Annotated in this window: 14 protein-coding genes; 6 read left to right on the top strand and 8 right to left on the bottom strand. The window is 66.5% G+C overall.

The window, feature by feature from the left end:
* The first annotated feature begins 5 nt into the window (after positions 1-5).
* From AC1ROK_RS18165 to AC1ROK_RS18140, 6 genes are read left to right on the top strand one after another with little or no spacing between them, the layout of a single operon-like run.
* Positions 6-884: an ABC transporter permease gene (locus tag AC1ROK_RS18165; RefSeq protein ID WP_492849470.1), complete on the top strand. Its 879-nt coding sequence runs from the start codon at positions 6-8 to the stop codon at positions 882-884.
* Entirely contained in the window at positions 884-1,876 is a 993-nt protein-coding gene (locus tag AC1ROK_RS18160; protein ID WP_492849468.1) for an ABC transporter ATP-binding protein, read from the top strand. The genes AC1ROK_RS18165 and AC1ROK_RS18160 overlap by 1 nt, the downstream gene beginning before the upstream one ends.
* Positions 1,873-2,712 carry an ATP-binding cassette domain-containing protein gene (locus AC1ROK_RS18155; protein WP_492849466.1) on the top strand — a complete coding sequence of 280 codons (840 nt, stop codon included), beginning with the start codon at positions 1,873-1,875 and terminating at the stop codon, positions 2,710-2,712. Before AC1ROK_RS18160 ends, AC1ROK_RS18155 begins: the two co-directional genes overlap by 4 nt.
* Positions 2,709-3,470 (top strand): SDR family NAD(P)-dependent oxidoreductase, encoded by a 762-nt coding sequence (locus AC1ROK_RS18150; protein WP_492849464.1) that lies wholly within the window; start codon positions 2,709-2,711, stop codon positions 3,468-3,470. The genes AC1ROK_RS18155 and AC1ROK_RS18150 overlap by 4 nt, the downstream gene beginning before the upstream one ends.
* A complete protein-coding gene (locus AC1ROK_RS18145) occupies positions 3,467-3,916 on the top strand; it encodes a hypothetical protein (protein ID WP_492849462.1) in 450 nt (149 codons plus the stop codon). Before AC1ROK_RS18150 ends, AC1ROK_RS18145 begins: the two co-directional genes overlap by 4 nt.
* Positions 3,913-4,398, top strand: a complete 486-nt coding sequence (locus AC1ROK_RS18140) for a hypothetical protein (RefSeq protein WP_492849460.1) — start codon at positions 3,913-3,915, stop codon at positions 4,396-4,398. Before AC1ROK_RS18145 ends, AC1ROK_RS18140 begins: the two co-directional genes overlap by 4 nt.
* Before the next feature lie 130 nt (positions 4,399-4,528).
* Here the strand turns inward: AC1ROK_RS18140 and AC1ROK_RS18135 are convergent, their stop codons facing one another.
* From AC1ROK_RS18135 to AC1ROK_RS18100, 8 genes are read right to left on the bottom strand one after another with little or no spacing between them, the layout of a single operon-like run.
* Positions 4,529-5,980, bottom strand: coding sequence for a M81 family metallopeptidase (locus tag AC1ROK_RS18135; protein WP_492849458.1), 1,452 nt, complete (start codon positions 5,978-5,980; stop codon positions 4,529-4,531).
* On the bottom strand, positions 5,980-7,038 hold the full coding sequence (locus AC1ROK_RS18130) for a malate/lactate/ureidoglycolate dehydrogenase (protein ID WP_492849456.1): 1,059 nt from the start codon (positions 7,036-7,038) through the stop codon (positions 5,980-5,982). Before AC1ROK_RS18130 ends, AC1ROK_RS18135 begins: the two co-directional genes overlap by 1 nt.
* A 21-nt stretch (positions 7,039-7,059) precedes the next feature.
* Complete coding sequence (locus tag AC1ROK_RS18125) at positions 7,060-7,851, bottom strand: SDR family NAD(P)-dependent oxidoreductase (RefSeq protein ID WP_492849454.1); 792 nt, start codon at positions 7,849-7,851, stop codon at positions 7,060-7,062.
* Positions 7,851-8,798 (bottom strand): ABC transporter permease, encoded by a 948-nt coding sequence (locus tag AC1ROK_RS18120; protein WP_492849452.1) that lies wholly within the window; start codon positions 8,796-8,798, stop codon positions 7,851-7,853. Before AC1ROK_RS18120 ends, AC1ROK_RS18125 begins: the two co-directional genes overlap by 1 nt.
* The gene (locus AC1ROK_RS18115) at positions 8,795-9,670 is read right to left on the bottom strand and encodes an ABC transporter permease (RefSeq protein ID WP_492849450.1); all 876 of its coding nucleotides are present in this window, start codon (positions 9,668-9,670) and stop codon (positions 8,795-8,797) included. The genes AC1ROK_RS18120 and AC1ROK_RS18115 overlap by 4 nt, the downstream gene beginning before the upstream one ends.
* Complete coding sequence (locus AC1ROK_RS18110) at positions 9,667-11,751, bottom strand: ABC transporter ATP-binding protein (RefSeq protein ID WP_492849448.1); 2,085 nt, start codon at positions 11,749-11,751, stop codon at positions 9,667-9,669. Before AC1ROK_RS18110 ends, AC1ROK_RS18115 begins: the two co-directional genes overlap by 4 nt.
* Positions 11,751-13,316: an ABC transporter substrate-binding protein gene (locus tag AC1ROK_RS18105; protein WP_492849446.1), complete on the bottom strand. Its 1,566-nt coding sequence runs from the start codon at positions 13,314-13,316 to the stop codon at positions 11,751-11,753. The genes AC1ROK_RS18110 and AC1ROK_RS18105 overlap by 1 nt, the downstream gene beginning before the upstream one ends.
* Before the next feature lie 55 nt (positions 13,317-13,371).
* The gene (locus AC1ROK_RS18100; RefSeq protein ID WP_492849444.1) at positions 13,372-14,892 is read right to left on the bottom strand and encodes a M81 family metallopeptidase; all 1,521 of its coding nucleotides are present in this window, start codon (positions 14,890-14,892) and stop codon (positions 13,372-13,374) included.
* Positions 14,893-15,067: the final 175 nt, after the last annotated feature.

Below are 15,067 nucleotides of genomic sequence, written 5' to 3'. Positions count from 1 at the left end.
GCAGCATGAACACCACCACCACTAACACCGCTGCCCCAGCAGTCGCCCCGCGCCGCCGTCGCCGCCTCGAGCTCAATGCCTCGCTGGTCGTCGGCGTGGTGCTGACCATCGGCTTCCTGGTCGTCGCCATCGTTTCGTTCTTCTGGCTGCCTTCGAACCCGAACATTCCCAACATCAAGAACCGCATGCTGCCGCCCGGCACCGTCGACCATTGGCTGGGCACCGACGGGCTCGGCCGCGATATCATCGCGCAGCTGATGGTCGGGGCGCGCACCTCGATCCTGGTTGGCGCCGGCGGCGCCACCATCAGCCTGATCCTCGGCACCATCGCCGGGCTGGTCGCCGCCGCCTATGGCAAGATCGCCGACGAAACCATCTCGCGCGGCGCCGATATCATGCTGTCGATCCCCGGCATGGTTACCGCCCTGGTGCTCGCCGCCACCATGGGCTCGGGCGCGCTCACCACCATCTTCGCGCTCACCGCCTTCTTCACCCCCTCCTTCACCCGCGTCATCCGCTCGGCCGCGATGAGCGTGCTGCAGGAGGATTTCATCACCTCCGCCAAGCTCTATGGCCGCGGCAAGCTGTTCATCCTGGCGCGCCACGTCATCCCCAATATTGCCGGTGTAATGATCGTCCAGTTCACCCTCTATTTCGCCGCCGGCATCCTCACCGAGGCAGGCCTCTCCTATCTCGGTGTCGGCGTCACCCGGCCATCGATCTCGTGGGGCATGATGCTCAACGAAGCGCAGCAGACCGTCGGCATTTCCTCGCCGCTCGCCATGTGGCCGGGCCTTGCCATCGTCACCGTGGTGCTCGGCCTGAACCTCCTCGGCGACGGGCTGCGCGACGTGCTCGATCCCAAGCTGAAGCGGAGGAGCTGATGACCTCCGGTAAACCGCACGCCATCGAAGTCAAAAACCTCGTCGTCTCCAACGGTGACGTCACCGCCGTGCGCGGCGTCTCCTTCGCCATCCCGCAGGGCGGCCGCATGGGGCTGGTCGGGGAATCGGGCTCCGGCAAGTCGATGACCGCGCTGGCGCTGATGGGCCTCCTCCCGATGGGCTGGAGCACCCATGGCAATATCCTCCATGACGGCGTCGACCTCGTCACCCAGTCGGACAAGGCGCTGTCGAGCCGCCGCGGCCGCACCCTCTCCATGGTGTTCCAGGACCCGCTGTCGTCGCTCAACCCGGTTCGCCGCGTCGGCGACCAGATCAGCTCGGTCATCCGCCGCCATACCGGCGCCGACAAGAAAACCGCCGAAGCGCAGACCATCGAGCTGATCAAGCAGATGAACCTGCCGCGCCCCGAGCAGCTGGTCCGCGCCTATCCGCATGAGATCTCCGGCGGGCAGCGCCAGCGCATCATGATCGCCATGGCGCTCGCATGCTACCCGCAGCTGATCATCGCCGACGAGCCGACCACCGCGCTCGACGTCACCGTGCAGAAGCAGGTGCTGCGCCTGCTCAACGGCGCCGTCCGCGATCGCGGCTCGGCGCTGCTGATGATCACCCACGACCTGCCGATCATCGCCGCCATGTGCGACACCGTCGCCGTCATGTATGCCGGTCGCATCGTCGAGATCGGCCCGGTGCAGGAAGTGTTCCGCAACCCCAGGCACCACTACACGCGCGGCCTGCTCGACAGCCAGCCGACCATGGACAATATCGCGCTCGACGGCTCGTCGCGCCTCGTCTCGATCCCCGGCATGGTGCCGCCGCTGCACAGCCTGCCCACCGGCTGCGCCTTCAACCCGCGCTGCCCTGCCGCCACCGACAAGTGCCGCGAGATCATGCCGGAGCTGGGCAGCGACGGCGTCAGCGCCGCCTGCTGGCACCCGATCAGCCTCGCCGGCGAGGTGGCCGCGCAATGAGTGCCGTGACCCCTTTCCCCGCCGATGCGCGGCCGCTGCTCGAAGTCCGGCAGCTGAGCCAGGTCTACAACCTCAACCGGCAGAAACTGTTCGCGCCGCGCCCCAAACTGAAGGTGCTCGACAGCATCGATTTCTCCGTCCGCCCTGGCGAGGCGGTCGGCCTCGTCGGCGAATCCGGTTCGGGCAAGACCACCCTCACCCGCATGCTCACCGGCGTCGAACGCCCGGGCGAAGGCCAGGTGCTCTACGACGGCGTCGACGTCTGGACCGGCGGTGAAGCGCACCGCAAGCTGTTCCGCCGCTCGGTGCAGGTGGTGCTGCAGAACCCGCGCTCCTCGCTCGATCCGCGCATGCGCGTCGGCACCTCGCTGCTCGAGCCGCTGCGTAGCCTCAGGATCGAAGGCGACCACGCCGCCCGTGTGCTCGAAGTGCTCGACCAGGTCGGGCTCGACAAGAATGCGCTTGAGCGCTTCCCGCATGAGTTCTCCGGCGGCCAGCTGCAGCGCATCGCCATCGCCCGCGCCCTGATGCCGGGGCCGAAAGTGCTGATCGCCGACGAGCCGGTCTCCGCGCTCGACGTGTCGATCCAGGCCCAGGTGCTGAACCTGCTGAAGGATCTGGTGCGCGATCTCGGCCTCGGCCTTGTCTTCATCGCCCACGACCTCTCGGTGGTCGCCTACACCACCAGCCGCGTCTCGGTGATGTCCGCGGGCAAGATCGTCGAGGTTGGCAAACCCCTCGACCTGTTCAGCCACCCCAAGGCCGAGGCCACCAAGAACCTCGTCGGCGCCGTGCTCAGCGTCGAAAGCGGCCTTGCCGGAAACGCACTCGCATGACCACTCCAGCTGTCGCCATCACCGGCTCCACCACCGGCATCGGTTACGCCATTGCCGAAGCCTTCGCCCAAGCCGGCGCGCGCCTCGCCATCAACTCGCACATTGCCGACACCGCGGCGGTCGCCAGGCTCTCTGATATCACCGAGTGCCACTTCATCGAGGCCGACATCTCGACCGTCGCCGGTGCACAGGGTTTTGTCGCCCAGGCAAGCGAAAAGCTCGGCCGCCTCGATACGCTGGTGAACAATGCCGGCACCTACCGCGACACCGAGTTCGACGACCTGACCGAGGCGATATTCGAGCGCACCTTCAACCTCAACGTGAAGGGCTACCTGTTCGCAGCGCAGGCTTTCGTGAAGCAGCTGTCGGCCGAGCAATCGAACCCCAGCATCATCTGCGTCGGCTCCACCAATTCGCTCGCCGCCGAAAAGAACAGCGTCGTCTACGATACCTCGAAGGGCGCCGTGCTGATGCTGATCCGTTCGCTGGCGGTGACGCTCGCCAGCCGCGGCATCCGCGTCAACGGCATCGGACCCGGCATCGTCGAAACTCCGCTCACCAAAGCCGGGCTCGATACCCCCGGCGTCCGCCCCGCGCTCGAGCGGCAGATCCCGCTCGGCCGCGTCGGCATGCCCGCCGATATCGGCGGCACCGCCGTGTTCCTCGCCTCACCCGCCGCCCGCTACATCACCGGACAGATGCTCTATGTCGATGGCGGCATCCTCGCCAACCAGATGTCCTGGGAGCCCCAAGCATGAGTGAACACCTGCGCTACGCCGAAGGCGGCGAGGTCCATCTCGATTTCCACGGCGCCACCAACACCACCATCGATTTCATCATCTCGCGCTATGGCGTCGAGGCGATGGACGCGATCTTCAAGAAGGTCGGCAAGGACGTCTACCGCTCGATCCACGACGACCTTGTTGCCGGCGATACCGGCCAGTTGGTCCGCCACTGGCGGCATTTCTTTTCCCGCGAGAACTGCGATTACGACATCGAGGTCGGCGCCGACGAGATCGTCCTGACGGTCCGCCACTGTACCGCCTGGCATCACGTGGCGAAACTCGTCGGCACGCCCTCGCCGCATTTCTGCGACCAGACCACGCGCACCAACGAGGCGCTGGCCGAGGGCTCGCCCTATGCCATCGACACGGAAATCACCGGCCCGGGCAGCTGCCGTCAGGTGATCAGGAGGCGCGCATGATCCCGTCCGACCACTTCACCCGCTTCTACAACGAGGTCTTCAAGTTCCTGGAGTCGCAGGGCGAGGACCAGTTGCAGGCCTATTTCCTCGCCATCTCGAAGAACCAGGAAAAGCACATCCTCGAACTGATCCAGACCAAGGGTCTCGAGGGCATGGAGGAGTACTGGACCCACATCAAGATCGAAGAGAACTGCGACATGGACATCGACCGCAACGAGGATCGCCTCGAATTGCGGATGAATGTCTGCCCCAGCCTTTCCAAGGTCATGGACAACGACGCCGAGCCGATGGGCCGCTATTGCGACCACTGCGCCGGCTGGATCGGCCCGATCTTCGACAAGACCGGCTACCACCTGGTCTACGACGTGATCGACCGCAAGAAACCGCAATGCGTCATGCGGGTGTTCAAGGACGCGGCGAAAGCCAAGGAAGCCGAGAAGGACGTGCAGCTGCTGATGGGCTGGCCTGGGCACAAGGTCTGAGCGTTCGGCCTCGGGGGGAGGAGACCAAAACACCGGCATCAGTGTGAGCGTCTCCCTCCCCCTTGCGGGGAGGGGACAGGGGTGGGGGTATCTTTGGAACTCGATCCGTGCCCGTGCACCGGCCTCCCTCTCACGCCCACGGATCCGCCACCTGCGGCCATAGCGGCCGCCCGGCATGCGGCAATGGCAGCGTCCTGAAATCCGGCGACGACGTGCCCTCGGCCACGGCATAGATGATCCGGTCGGCCACCGGCGCGAAGCCGGCATGAAAGTGCTGCGCCGACTTCAGCACCACCGTGCGGTAATCGCTGATCTCGATGCCGAACTGGGTGAAGGCATCCGGATTGAAGGTCTGCGTGCGGATGGTGTTGATGACGATGTGGACGCCATCGGCCTCCAGCAGCACCGCGTCGCCCATTGGCATCTTGCCGTCGCCATAGGTGACCTTGGCGTCGTGGATGAGCTTCAGCACCCTGGCTTCGACATCCACCGGCCGCCCGGACATGGCGCTGACCTTGCCGCCGATCCGTAGCCGCAACGTCGCGCCTTCACCGGCTTCCTCGCAGATCCTTACCGCCGCCGGGTCCCACAGCAACCCGAACAACGCCCGCTCGGCTTTCGCCTGGAGCAGTGGCTCGAGCAGGAAGGTCGAGTCGCTCGCCGCGCCGCACCCGGCATTGTCCGAGATATCGGCCACCACCGTGCAGCCATTGCCGCCGGCAATCGCCGCCATCGTCTCAGCCACGTCGAGTAGGTTTGCCGCGTAGGTCTCGCGCAACTGCCAGATGCGGTCGCCGAGTTCCTTTGCCACCGCCTCGGCCAGCTCGGGGTCGCCATCGGTCACCACCACCGTCTTGGCCCCGACATCGGGCACGTCCGCCCAGGGAAAGCCGTGCCCGAAGCTCACCGACAGCACCTTGTCGCGCTGCTCGGCCGCCTGCATCCAGTCGACCAGGGCGCGCACCGGCGCATCCGAGGTGCGCCACACATCGAGCATGCGCAGATCGCGCAGCGCCATCACCGGCCTGATCTCGCCCAGCACGGTGCGCCGGGCGAGGTCGAACAGCTCGGCGCCGCGCTCAGCGACATCGGTATGCGGATACTCCTTGTACAGCACCAGCAGGTCGGCGTTGCGCATCAGCCGTTCGGAAATGTGGCAATGGAGGTCGAACTCGACCCCCACGGTGACCTCTGGCCCGACCACCTGCCGCACCATCTCGACCAGTTCGCCCTCGCAGTCGTCACACCCCTCTGACGCCATCGCGCCATGCAGGTTCAACAGCACCAGGTCGAGCGGACCGGCGGCCCGGAGGTCGCCGAGCAGCGTGTCCCTGAGTTCTTCCCATACCGCCTGCACCGTACGGCCGGCCGGCTGTGCGAAGGCCGAGAGGCTTTCGATCACCGTGTCGCCCGCCGCCTCGGCGAGGCGGCGCCACTCGACGAGCGGCAGGACGAAGTAGTTGTCGGAGCTGAGGCTGGCATCGCGGCGCACCCACAGCGTTTCCTCGAACGTTTTCCGTCCGGTCGGCAGCGGCGAGAAAGTGTTGGTCTCGGTACCGAGCGCCGCGATGAAGATGCGCATCAGAGGGCTCCGAAGCCCGCGAGCCCGACATCCCGCGCTGCAGCGCCGAGCTGGTCGAGCGTCGCCGCATCTATGGGCACGCCCTCCGCAAGCCGCTTCGCCCTGGTCTCGAGTTCCGGCATGCCAGGCAGTTTCACGCTGCCGCCACCTTCGTTCTCCGACAGCACCCAGCCCAGCACCGCCTCCATCTCGGCAGCGAACGGCCCGGCCGTTCCCAGCCGCTCCGGCGAGACGATCACCGAGAACATCGAGTTGATCACCGCGCCGTTGCCGTTCTTCTCGTGCTGCGTCGGCGCCCCGACGAGCGCCGCACCCAGCAGTTCGCAGGCCAGCATCAGGCCCCAGCCCTTGTGCTCGCCGAACGTCGTCAGCGAACCGGGCGGGGTTTCGAACAGCGCACCGGGATTGATCGTCGGCCTGCCCTGGTTGTCGAGCAGCGCCCCCGGTGGCAGCTCGACACCCTTGTTGTGAGCCACGCGCACCTTGCCGGCAGCGAGCCTGGAGGTGGCGAAATCCACCACCACCGGCGGCGCGCCATCGCGCGGGAAGGCTGCGGCAAACGGGTTCGTGCCCAATCGCGACTGCGTGCCACCGAACGGCGCGACGATGGCGCCGGCGACCACGTTGACGAAATGGATCGACACCATGCCGGCGGCCGCGCACTGCTCGGCCCAATGGCCGATGCGGCCGATATGATGGCTGTTGCGCAAGCTGACGATGGCGCTGCCCTCGTCCTTGGCGCGCGCGATGCCCAGCGCCATCGCATCATGAGCCATCACCTGGCCGGCGCCCTGCCCGGCGTCGCAGATCAGCATGGCGCCGGTATCGATCGCCACCTTGAGGCTCTGGTTCATCACCATGCCGCCCGAGCGCACGCCGTTGATGTACATCGGCACCACACCGACGCCGTGAGAATCGTGGCCGCGCAGGTTCGCTTCCACCAGATGCTCGGCGATCAGTTGGGCTTCCCGCGGCGCCGATCCGGCCGCGCGGAAAACACTTACGGTATTCGCCTGCAGCCGGTCCCACGGGACGAGGTGCATCTTGGTCTCGGACATTCCTTGGTTTCCTTGAAAACTTCAGATCGCGGCGGTGAGTCCGCCATCGACGGTAATGACGCTGCCGGTGGTGTAGCCCGAGGCGCGTGAGGCGAGATAGAGGGCAGCCGCACCGAGTTCGGAGGGATCGCCCCAACGCGCCATCGGGGTACGGTCGGCGATCTTCTGCTGGAACTCCGGCACCGCGCCACGCAGTGGTGCGTTGCCATCGGTGAGGAAATAGCCCGGCGCCAGCGCATTGACGGTGATGCCGTTGGGCGCCAGCTCCACCGCGAGGCCACGCACCAGCCCATGCAGCGCGGTTTTGGCCGTCACATAGGCGCTGATCCCCGGTCGGGCGACCGTGGCGTTGATCGACGAGACGAAGACGATCCGCCCGTAGCCGGCCTTGATCATCAGTGGCGCCGCATGCCGCGCCAGCCGCCACCCGGCGGTGAGGCTGCCATCGATCACCGACTGCCACTCGTCCTCTGCGAGCTCGACGAACGGCTTCCGCACCCCGGCGGCGGTGTTCGAATAGAGGATGTCGAGCCGCCCATGTCGGGCCGCCATATCGTTGAGCGCCTCGACCGCCGCATCGCCGTCGGCGGCATCGAAGGCCGCGATCTCGGCGCTGAACCCCCAGCCGAGCATCTGCTCGAGCCGCTCTTCGAGCAACTCGGCCCGCCGCCCGGTCAGCACCACGCGGGCCCCGGCCGCAGCCAGCGTCTGGGCCACCGCCCAGCCGAGTCCCTTGGAGGCGCCGGTGACCAGCGCCACTTGGCCCGAGAGGTCGAAAAGCTGCGCCGGATTGCGCGGTGCCGGGTCTGTCATCAGCTGTATTCGATCCGCGGATCGATATAGGCGTAGAGCACGTCGACGGCCATGTTGATGCCGATATAGAGCACCAGGATCACCACGATGCAGCCTTGGATCAGTGGGTAGTCGCGGGTGCTGATCGCCTGGATCAGCAACCGCCCCAGCCCCGGATAGGTGAACACCGCCTCGGTCACCACCGCGCCGCCGATGAAGTTGGCCATCATCAGCCCGACGATGGTGACGAACGGCAGCAGCGCATTGCGCATGATATGGGTGCCCACCACCTGCCTCTCCGGCAGCCCCTTGGAGCGCGCCGTGCGCACATAGTCGGCTCGCAACTCGCCGACCAGCGAGGCGCGCAGGAACCGCGCCAGGATGCCCGAGACATAGACCCCGAGCGTCAGCGCCGGCAGCGCCAGGTTGCGCAGCGCCTGCAACGGATCTTCCCAGATCGGCACATAGCCCGACGCCGAAGGCAGCCAGTGCAACTCCACCGCGAATAGGAGGATCAACAATATCCCGAGCCAGAAGGTCGGCACGCCCAGCGCCAGCGCGCTCCAGGCGCTCAGCACCCGATCGATCCACGAGCCCGGCTTCAGCGCACTGAGGATGGCAACGGGAATGCCGATCACCAGCGACACCAGTGTCGCCGCCACCGCGAGGTGGAGCGTTGCCGGCAGCCGCTGCCCGATCAGATGCAGCACCGGCTCGCGGCCATGGATCGACATGCCGAAATTGCCCTGCAGCGCATTCCACAGCCAGTCGAGATATTGCACCACCGCCGGCCGATCGAGGCCGAACTGTTTTTCGGCGGCGGCGATCGCCTCGGGCGTGGCATTCTCGCCCACCAGCATGCCGATGGGTCCGCCGGGCACCGCGAAGATCATCGCCCAGATGCCGATCGAGGCCAAGAGCAGCACCGGCAGCAACTGCCCGAAGCGCCGCAACACGAAGCCGATCATGGCGTGCCCCCGACCTTGGCGGGTGTGACGACCTCGCTGCGGTTTTCAAGAATGCCGGCCAGCGCTCGGCCGATGACGTCGAAACTGAGGATGGTCAGCGTCAGCACGATCCCCGGCAGGACCGCGTAATACGGCGCCTCATGCAGGTAGGATTTGCCGGTCCTGAGCATCTCGCCCCAGCTCGGCGTTGGCGGCGCGACGCCGACGCCGAGGAACGACAGGGCCGCCTCGAGCAGGATCGCCACCGAGCAGAGCACGACGATCTGGACGAAGATCGGGCTCCACGAATTGGGAAGGATGGTGCGGAACATGTTGTAGGCCGAGCTGCCGCCGAAGGCCTCGACGGCAGTAACGAAATCACGCCGCCTGAGCGACAGCACCTGCGCCCGGGTGATGCGGGCAAAGCTCGGAATGCCGGTGATCCCCACCGCGATCAAAGCCGCCACCTGGCTGCGCCCCAGCACCGCGATCATCGCCATGGCGAAGAGGATCGCCGGCAGCGCCAGCAGCACATCGACGAAGCGCATCAGCGTCGCATCGCGCCAGCCACCGAAGAACCCGGCGACCAGCCCGATCGGCACTCCGATCACCGCGGCAATCGCCACCGCGCCGGCGGCGGTGAGCAGCGAGGTGCGCGCCCCGAACACCACGCGCGCCAGGATATCCCGGCCCACCTCGTCGGTGCCGAACCAATTGGCCGCCGACGGTCCGTTGAGCGCGTTGACCAGCTTTTGCGCATAGGGGTTGAGCGGCAGGAAATCCGCGAAGATCGCTGCCAGGGTGATCGCCGCAAGAAACATCAGCGCCAGCGCCGACCCCGGGCTCCGCATCAGCCGCTGCAGCACCGTGCCGGTCGAACGAAGCAGCTTCATTGCACCGCCTCCGGCTGCCGTTCGGCGCCTGCCGACAAGGGCCCGGCGTGATGGCATGAGGTGCGCGTTTCGAGCCCTGGATAGGCTCCGAATACCGGCGCCTCGCTGCGGCAGCGCTCGGTGGCGCGGAAGCAGCGCGGATGGAAAGTGCAGCCGCTGGGCGGCCTGGCCGGATTGGGGATCTCGCCTTCGAGCACGATGCGCCGCCGGCTGTCGCGCACCGCCGGATCGGGCACCGGTGCGGCGGAGAGGAGGCTCTGCGTGTAAGGGTGCACAGGTTGGTCGTAGAGCGCGTCCCGTCCGCTCTCCTCGACGATGCGGCCCAGATACATCACCGCCACGCGGTCCGAGATGTGCCTCACTACGCTGAGATTATGGGCGATGAACAGGTAGCCGAGGCCCAACTCTTTCTGCAGATCCTGCAGCAGGTTGATCACCTGCGCCTGGATCGACACGTCGAGCGCTGCCACCGGTTCATCGAGGATCAGCAGTCGCGGCTTCAGCGCCAATGCCCGGGCAATGCCGATGCGCTGCTTCTGCCCGCCGGAGAACTCGCTTGGGTAGCGCCCCAGCATCGAGCGCGACAGCCCCACCATATCGAACAGCTCAGCGATGCGCGGCGCCCCGCCCATCTCGTCGTAGATGCCGTGAATGCGCAGCGGCTCGGCGACGATATCCTCGACCGTCAGCACCGGGTTGAGCGAGGCGTAGGGGTCCTGAAAGATGTACTGCATCTGCCGGCGGGCCTTGCGCATCTGGGCGCGCTCCAGCCCGACGATCGACTGCCCCTCGAAGCGGATATCGCCGCCGGTCGCCCCGATCAGCCCCATGATGGCGCGCCCGGTCGTGGTCTTGCCGCAACCGGATTCGCCGACAAGGCTCACCGTCTCGCCCGGCCGCACCGCAAGGCTGACGCCGTCCACCGCCCGGACCCAACCGATAGTACGGCGCAGAATCGAGGATCTGACCGGGAAGTGCACCTTGAGGTCGTCGACTTCGAGCAGCGGGTTGGCCGGCGGGGTGGCTCCGCCGGCCGCCTCGCGCGGCGTGGCAACTACGCTCGCAACGGGGATCTCGTCCGCATAATGGCAAGCTGCCTGCTGCAGCTCGTTCACTACTCGTAGAGACGGTTCTTCGCCGCTGCAACGGGCCCGACCCACTGCGAGGGCGCAGCGCGGATGGAAGCTGCAGCCGGTCGGCAGCGCGCTGGGGGTCGGCGGTTGGCCGGGAATGGGGTCGAGCCGCGCATCGGTGGTATCGATCCGCGGGATCGAGCGCAGCAGCGCGCGCGTGTAGGGGTGGCGCGGCGAGCGGAACAGTTCGGCCACCGGCCCGGTCTCGACGATGCGGCCGCCATACATCACCGCCACCCGGTCGGCGACTTCCGCCACGACGCCGAGATCGTGGGTGATGAGGATCACCGCCGCGCCGGTCTGGGCCTGCCGCCGCGCCAGCACCGCCAGCACCTGTGCCTGCACGGTGACATCGAGCGCCGTGGTGGGCTCGTCCGCGATGATCAGGTTCGGCTGCCCGGCCATCGCCATGGCGATCACCGCCCGCTGCCGCATGCCGCCGGAGAACTGATGCGGATATTGCCCGGCCCGCCCTTCGGGATCGGCGATATCCACTTCGCGCAGCAGCTCGGCCGCGCGTTTCTGCGCGTCGCCCCTGGCGAGCAGCCCGTGCGCCACCTGCCCCTCGGTGATCTGCCGGCCGACCGGCAGCACCGGATTGAGGGTGGTCGTGGGGTCCTGGAAAATGAAGCCGACATCGCGCCCACGCATCTGGCGCAGCGCTTCCGGCTCGGCGCCGATCACCTCGATCTTGCCGAGCCGGATCGAGCCGGAGACCCGCGCGGTCTCGGGCAAGAGCCCGGTGACCGCGAGGGAGGTAACGCTCTTGCCCGATCCGCTTTCGCCGACGATGCAGAGCACTTCATTGGCGTAGACGTCGAAATCGACGCCTCGCACCACAGGCACCGCGCGACCGGAACCGGTGAACTCCACCTGGAGATTCCTGACCGACAGGACCGGAGCAGCGTTCGGGTCAATGTCGGGTCGCACGGCGCCTGCGTCAGCCATTACTTGAAGCCGATCGTGCGGGCGACGAGCAGGTTGTCGATATCGAGCGTGAAGCCGCCGAGCTTGTCGGAAGCAACGATCAGTCCGGTATCGACAGTGTTGGTGGGAACGGCGAACGAGTCCGTCACCAGCACGCGGTTGAGCTCGGCATAGGCGGCCTTCACCGCCTCCTCCGGGCCGGAGGTGGTGTTCACCTTGTCGATCGCCGCGACATAGTCGGGGAACGGGTGCGGGTCCTTCAGCACCGGATTCTTGGCCGTGCGGTAGATCGAGTTGGTCGCCATGCGCGACGGGAACTTCTGCGCATTGCCGACCGCACCGAAGGTCGCCCAGAAGTCGCCGCCCAGCAGCGCATCGGTGTATTCGGCGCCCTGGCGGACATCGAGCTCGATATTGATACCGGCTTCCGCCAGTGCACTCTGGACGATCTGGCTGACCACCACGCCCGGCTCGTCATTGCCGTAAACCAGCATCTTCCAGTCGCTCATTTCGGCCGCCGACAGGCCCGACGCCGCGAACAGCTCCTTGGCCTTGTCCATGTTGTAGGCGAACTCGGCCGTGTAGCTTTCGTCGAACGCCGGCGAGGCCGGTGCCCAGGGCAGCGCGACGACTGTGCCAAGACCGGCATAGGCCACCTTCACCATGCCCTCGCGGTCCATGATGTAGTTGAAGGCCTGGCGGAACTTCTCGTTGGTGAACGGCGCCCGGGTAGCGTTGATGCGGAAGACCTGCACCAGCGAGCCCGGCCCGCGCACCACCTGGTAGCCCGCGTCCTGCAGCCGCACGGCGTTGCGGGCCGTGCTGCCATAGACCATGTCGATCGAGCCCGATTCCAGCGCTGCACTGGCGGCCGCGTCGTCGGCGAAGATGGTGAAGACGATCTCGTCGAGGATCGGCTCGTTCTCGCGCCAGTAATTGGGGTTCTTCTTCATCGTCAGGCTCTGCCCGACGGCGCGATCGGCGAGGAGATAGGCCCCGGTACCGGCCGGCACGGTTTCGACCGTCGCGATCCCGGCTGCTTCAATCGGGATCATGAACTGCAGGAGGTCGGTGATCTGCTTGGTCGGCACCGGGGCCTTGAAGTTGATGGTGATGGTCGTTGCGTCCGGCGCCGCCCAATCCTTGACGATCGCCATGGTAGCGAAGACGTTTTTGCCGAGATCGGGGTTGGCCGCTTTCTCCAGCGTCGCCACCACATCGGCCGAACTGAACTTGCCGCCCGAGGCGAAGGTCACGTCATCGCGCAGCTTCAGCGTCACCGAGGTGTTGTCGGCATTGATCGTCCACTCCGTCGCGAGGCTCGGCACCGCCTCGCCTTCCGGCGTGTACTCGATCAGGCTGTCATAGAGGTTCTTGATCAGGTGGAAGTTCACCGTCGAGAACTGCTGCGGATCGTAATTGGTCATGTCGGCGAGCAGGCCGACGCGCAGCGTGCCGCCCTTCAGCTCCTGCGCCTCGGCCGCGATCGGCGCGAAGAGAGCGGTGCTGAGCGGGGCAGCGGCGGCGAATAGCGCCAGCCCCAAGACCTTCGCCAGTTTCAATGGCCTAAGAAATCCGTACTTCATGCAAGCGACTCCCCTGTGAGTTCAAAGACGTGACGGCAACAGGCAGAAACCAAGGTCAGGCGGGCCGGCGCGGTCCCGGCTGCGACGACACCGCGCGCCAGTCCTCGACCGGGTCGAGCGGGTACATCGGCCGCGGCACGCGCTGCCATGGCAGGGTCAACACGTCCGACTGGCCCGGTCCGCGGGTGTCGGCACGGATCACCCGCGAGGTCAGCGGCGCGAAATACTGGAAGTTGGACGCGGTCTTCAGCACCGCGATCTTGTAGTCGCGCGGGTTCACCCCCATCGCCTCGTAGAGCTGCGGCAGGTTGCCGGCGAGCCCGCGCAACTCGGTGATCATCATGGTGATCGGCCCGACATCGAAGATCACCGCCTGGCCGAGATCGACCTCGTTCTGATGGCTGTCAGTGATGTGGATCACGCCGCCGCCGACAGTGCGGACGGTGCCGGTCACCTCGAGCGGCGTGAAGAAGGCCGTCGCCGCATCGCCCCCGAGCAGCAGCGTCACCTCGGCGCCCTCGCCGGCTTCGCTCAGCGTCTTCGCGGCGCCCGGCGAGATCAGCGGCACCAGCGCCTTGCTCTGGATCTTCAACCGCAGCATCGCCTCGAGGATCAGGTTGCTGTCGCCGGCCGAGCCGCCGAACACCGTGTCGCCGGTGTCGGACAGCACCACGATGCCTTTGGGCTCGGCATCCGCCAGGCGCACCGCGTCGTCGATCGACACCGCCTCGCGCACCTGGAACTCGTCACGCAGCGACCAGCAGAGATCGGCCAGCTCGTCAGCCAGCTTCTCGGCCAGCGCCTGGTCGTTGTCGGTAACGACGATGGTCGACCAGCCGCCTTCGGCCACATCCAGCCAGGGCTGCATCGGGTAGTTCGAGGCCTGCAACACCCGCGGGTCGGCTTCCATGGCGCGCGCCCGGTCGAACCAGGCCTTCATCGGCCCTTTCGAGGTGAGGAACTGCTCCTGGTGCGACACCAGCGGGATCTTTCGCCAGGCTGTCGTCGGCCTGAGCTTGTTGGTGATGATCTTCAGCAAGAGCTCGGTGCCGATCACCCCGGTGTCGAACGTGTCATGCGGCTGCGTCCGGTGCCCGACAATGGCGTCGACGCTGTCGACCATCTTCTGCGTCACGTTGGCGTGGTGATCGAGCCCCAGCACGATCGGCACATCGGGCCCGAGGACCTCGCGGCACAAGGCCGCCTGCTCGCCCTCGACATCGTCGATGCCCTCGGCGGCACAGGCGCCATGCAGCTGCAGCGCCAGCCCATCGATCGGGCCTTCGGCCAGCGCCGCCTTGAGCCCCGCGCGGATCCGCTGCTCAAAATAGTCGTAGGAGGCACGGTCGATCCGGCCTCCGGCCACCGCCCAGGCTCGGATGATCGGCACGATCTCGATGTCGAGACCGCAGTCCTCGATCACCTTGAGGAAACCGCCGACCTGGCCGAGCCCGCGCAACTTCTCGACGATCTCGGGGCCCTCGTAGATGCCGAACGCCTCGTAATCCGCCATCGTAGTGAAGACCGGATTGAAGTCGTTGGTTTCCTGGGCGACGTGAATAACGGCAATACGCAAGGCAATCTCCGGCAGCGCCACCCCGTCACGCCAAATGCAGGTTTGGCGAGGTGAACAGTCATATCGGTTCTCCGAAGGTGGAGAACTTCAGAAATAGTCTCGGAAACGGAGCGCTAAGCCATTGCGATCACAGGGCGCACCCGTAGATCATCACGCTATTAACGGCCCAAAATGC

Source organism: Devosia sp. GW821-FHT12F11, assembly GCF_058806655.1.
Note: the sequence above shows the minus strand (reverse complement) of the source record. Positions and strands in the feature narration are given on the sequence as shown.

Coding starts and splice junctions, on each gene's coding strand:
- AC1ROK_RS18165 (WP_492849470.1), top strand. CDS start 6: ATGAACACCACCACCACTAACACCGCTGCCCCAGCAGTCGCCCCGCGC.
- AC1ROK_RS18160 (WP_492849468.1), top strand. CDS start 884: ATGACCTCCGGTAAACCGCACGCCATCGAAGTCAAAAACCTCGTCGTC.
- AC1ROK_RS18155 (WP_492849466.1), top strand. CDS start 1,873: ATGAGTGCCGTGACCCCTTTCCCCGCCGATGCGCGGCCGCTGCTCGAA.
- AC1ROK_RS18150 (WP_492849464.1), top strand. CDS start 2,709: ATGACCACTCCAGCTGTCGCCATCACCGGCTCCACCACCGGCATCGGT.
- AC1ROK_RS18145 (WP_492849462.1), top strand. CDS start 3,467: ATGAGTGAACACCTGCGCTACGCCGAAGGCGGCGAGGTCCATCTCGAT.
- AC1ROK_RS18140 (WP_492849460.1), top strand. CDS start 3,913: ATGATCCCGTCCGACCACTTCACCCGCTTCTACAACGAGGTCTTCAAG.
- AC1ROK_RS18135 (WP_492849458.1), bottom strand. CDS start 5,980: ATGCGCATCTTCATCGCGGCGCTCGGTACCGAGACCAACACTTTCTCG.
- AC1ROK_RS18130 (WP_492849456.1), bottom strand. CDS start 7,038: ATGTCCGAGACCAAGATGCACCTCGTCCCGTGGGACCGGCTGCAGGCG.
- AC1ROK_RS18125 (WP_492849454.1), bottom strand. CDS start 7,851: ATGACAGACCCGGCACCGCGCAATCCGGCGCAGCTTTTCGACCTCTCG.
- AC1ROK_RS18120 (WP_492849452.1), bottom strand. CDS start 8,798: ATGATCGGCTTCGTGTTGCGGCGCTTCGGGCAGTTGCTGCCGGTGCTG.
- AC1ROK_RS18115 (WP_492849450.1), bottom strand. CDS start 9,670: ATGAAGCTGCTTCGTTCGACCGGCACGGTGCTGCAGCGGCTGATGCGG.
- AC1ROK_RS18110 (WP_492849448.1), bottom strand. CDS start 11,751: ATGGCTGACGCAGGCGCCGTGCGACCCGACATTGACCCGAACGCTGCT.
- AC1ROK_RS18105 (WP_492849446.1), bottom strand. CDS start 13,316: ATGAAGTACGGATTTCTTAGGCCATTGAAACTGGCGAAGGTCTTGGGG.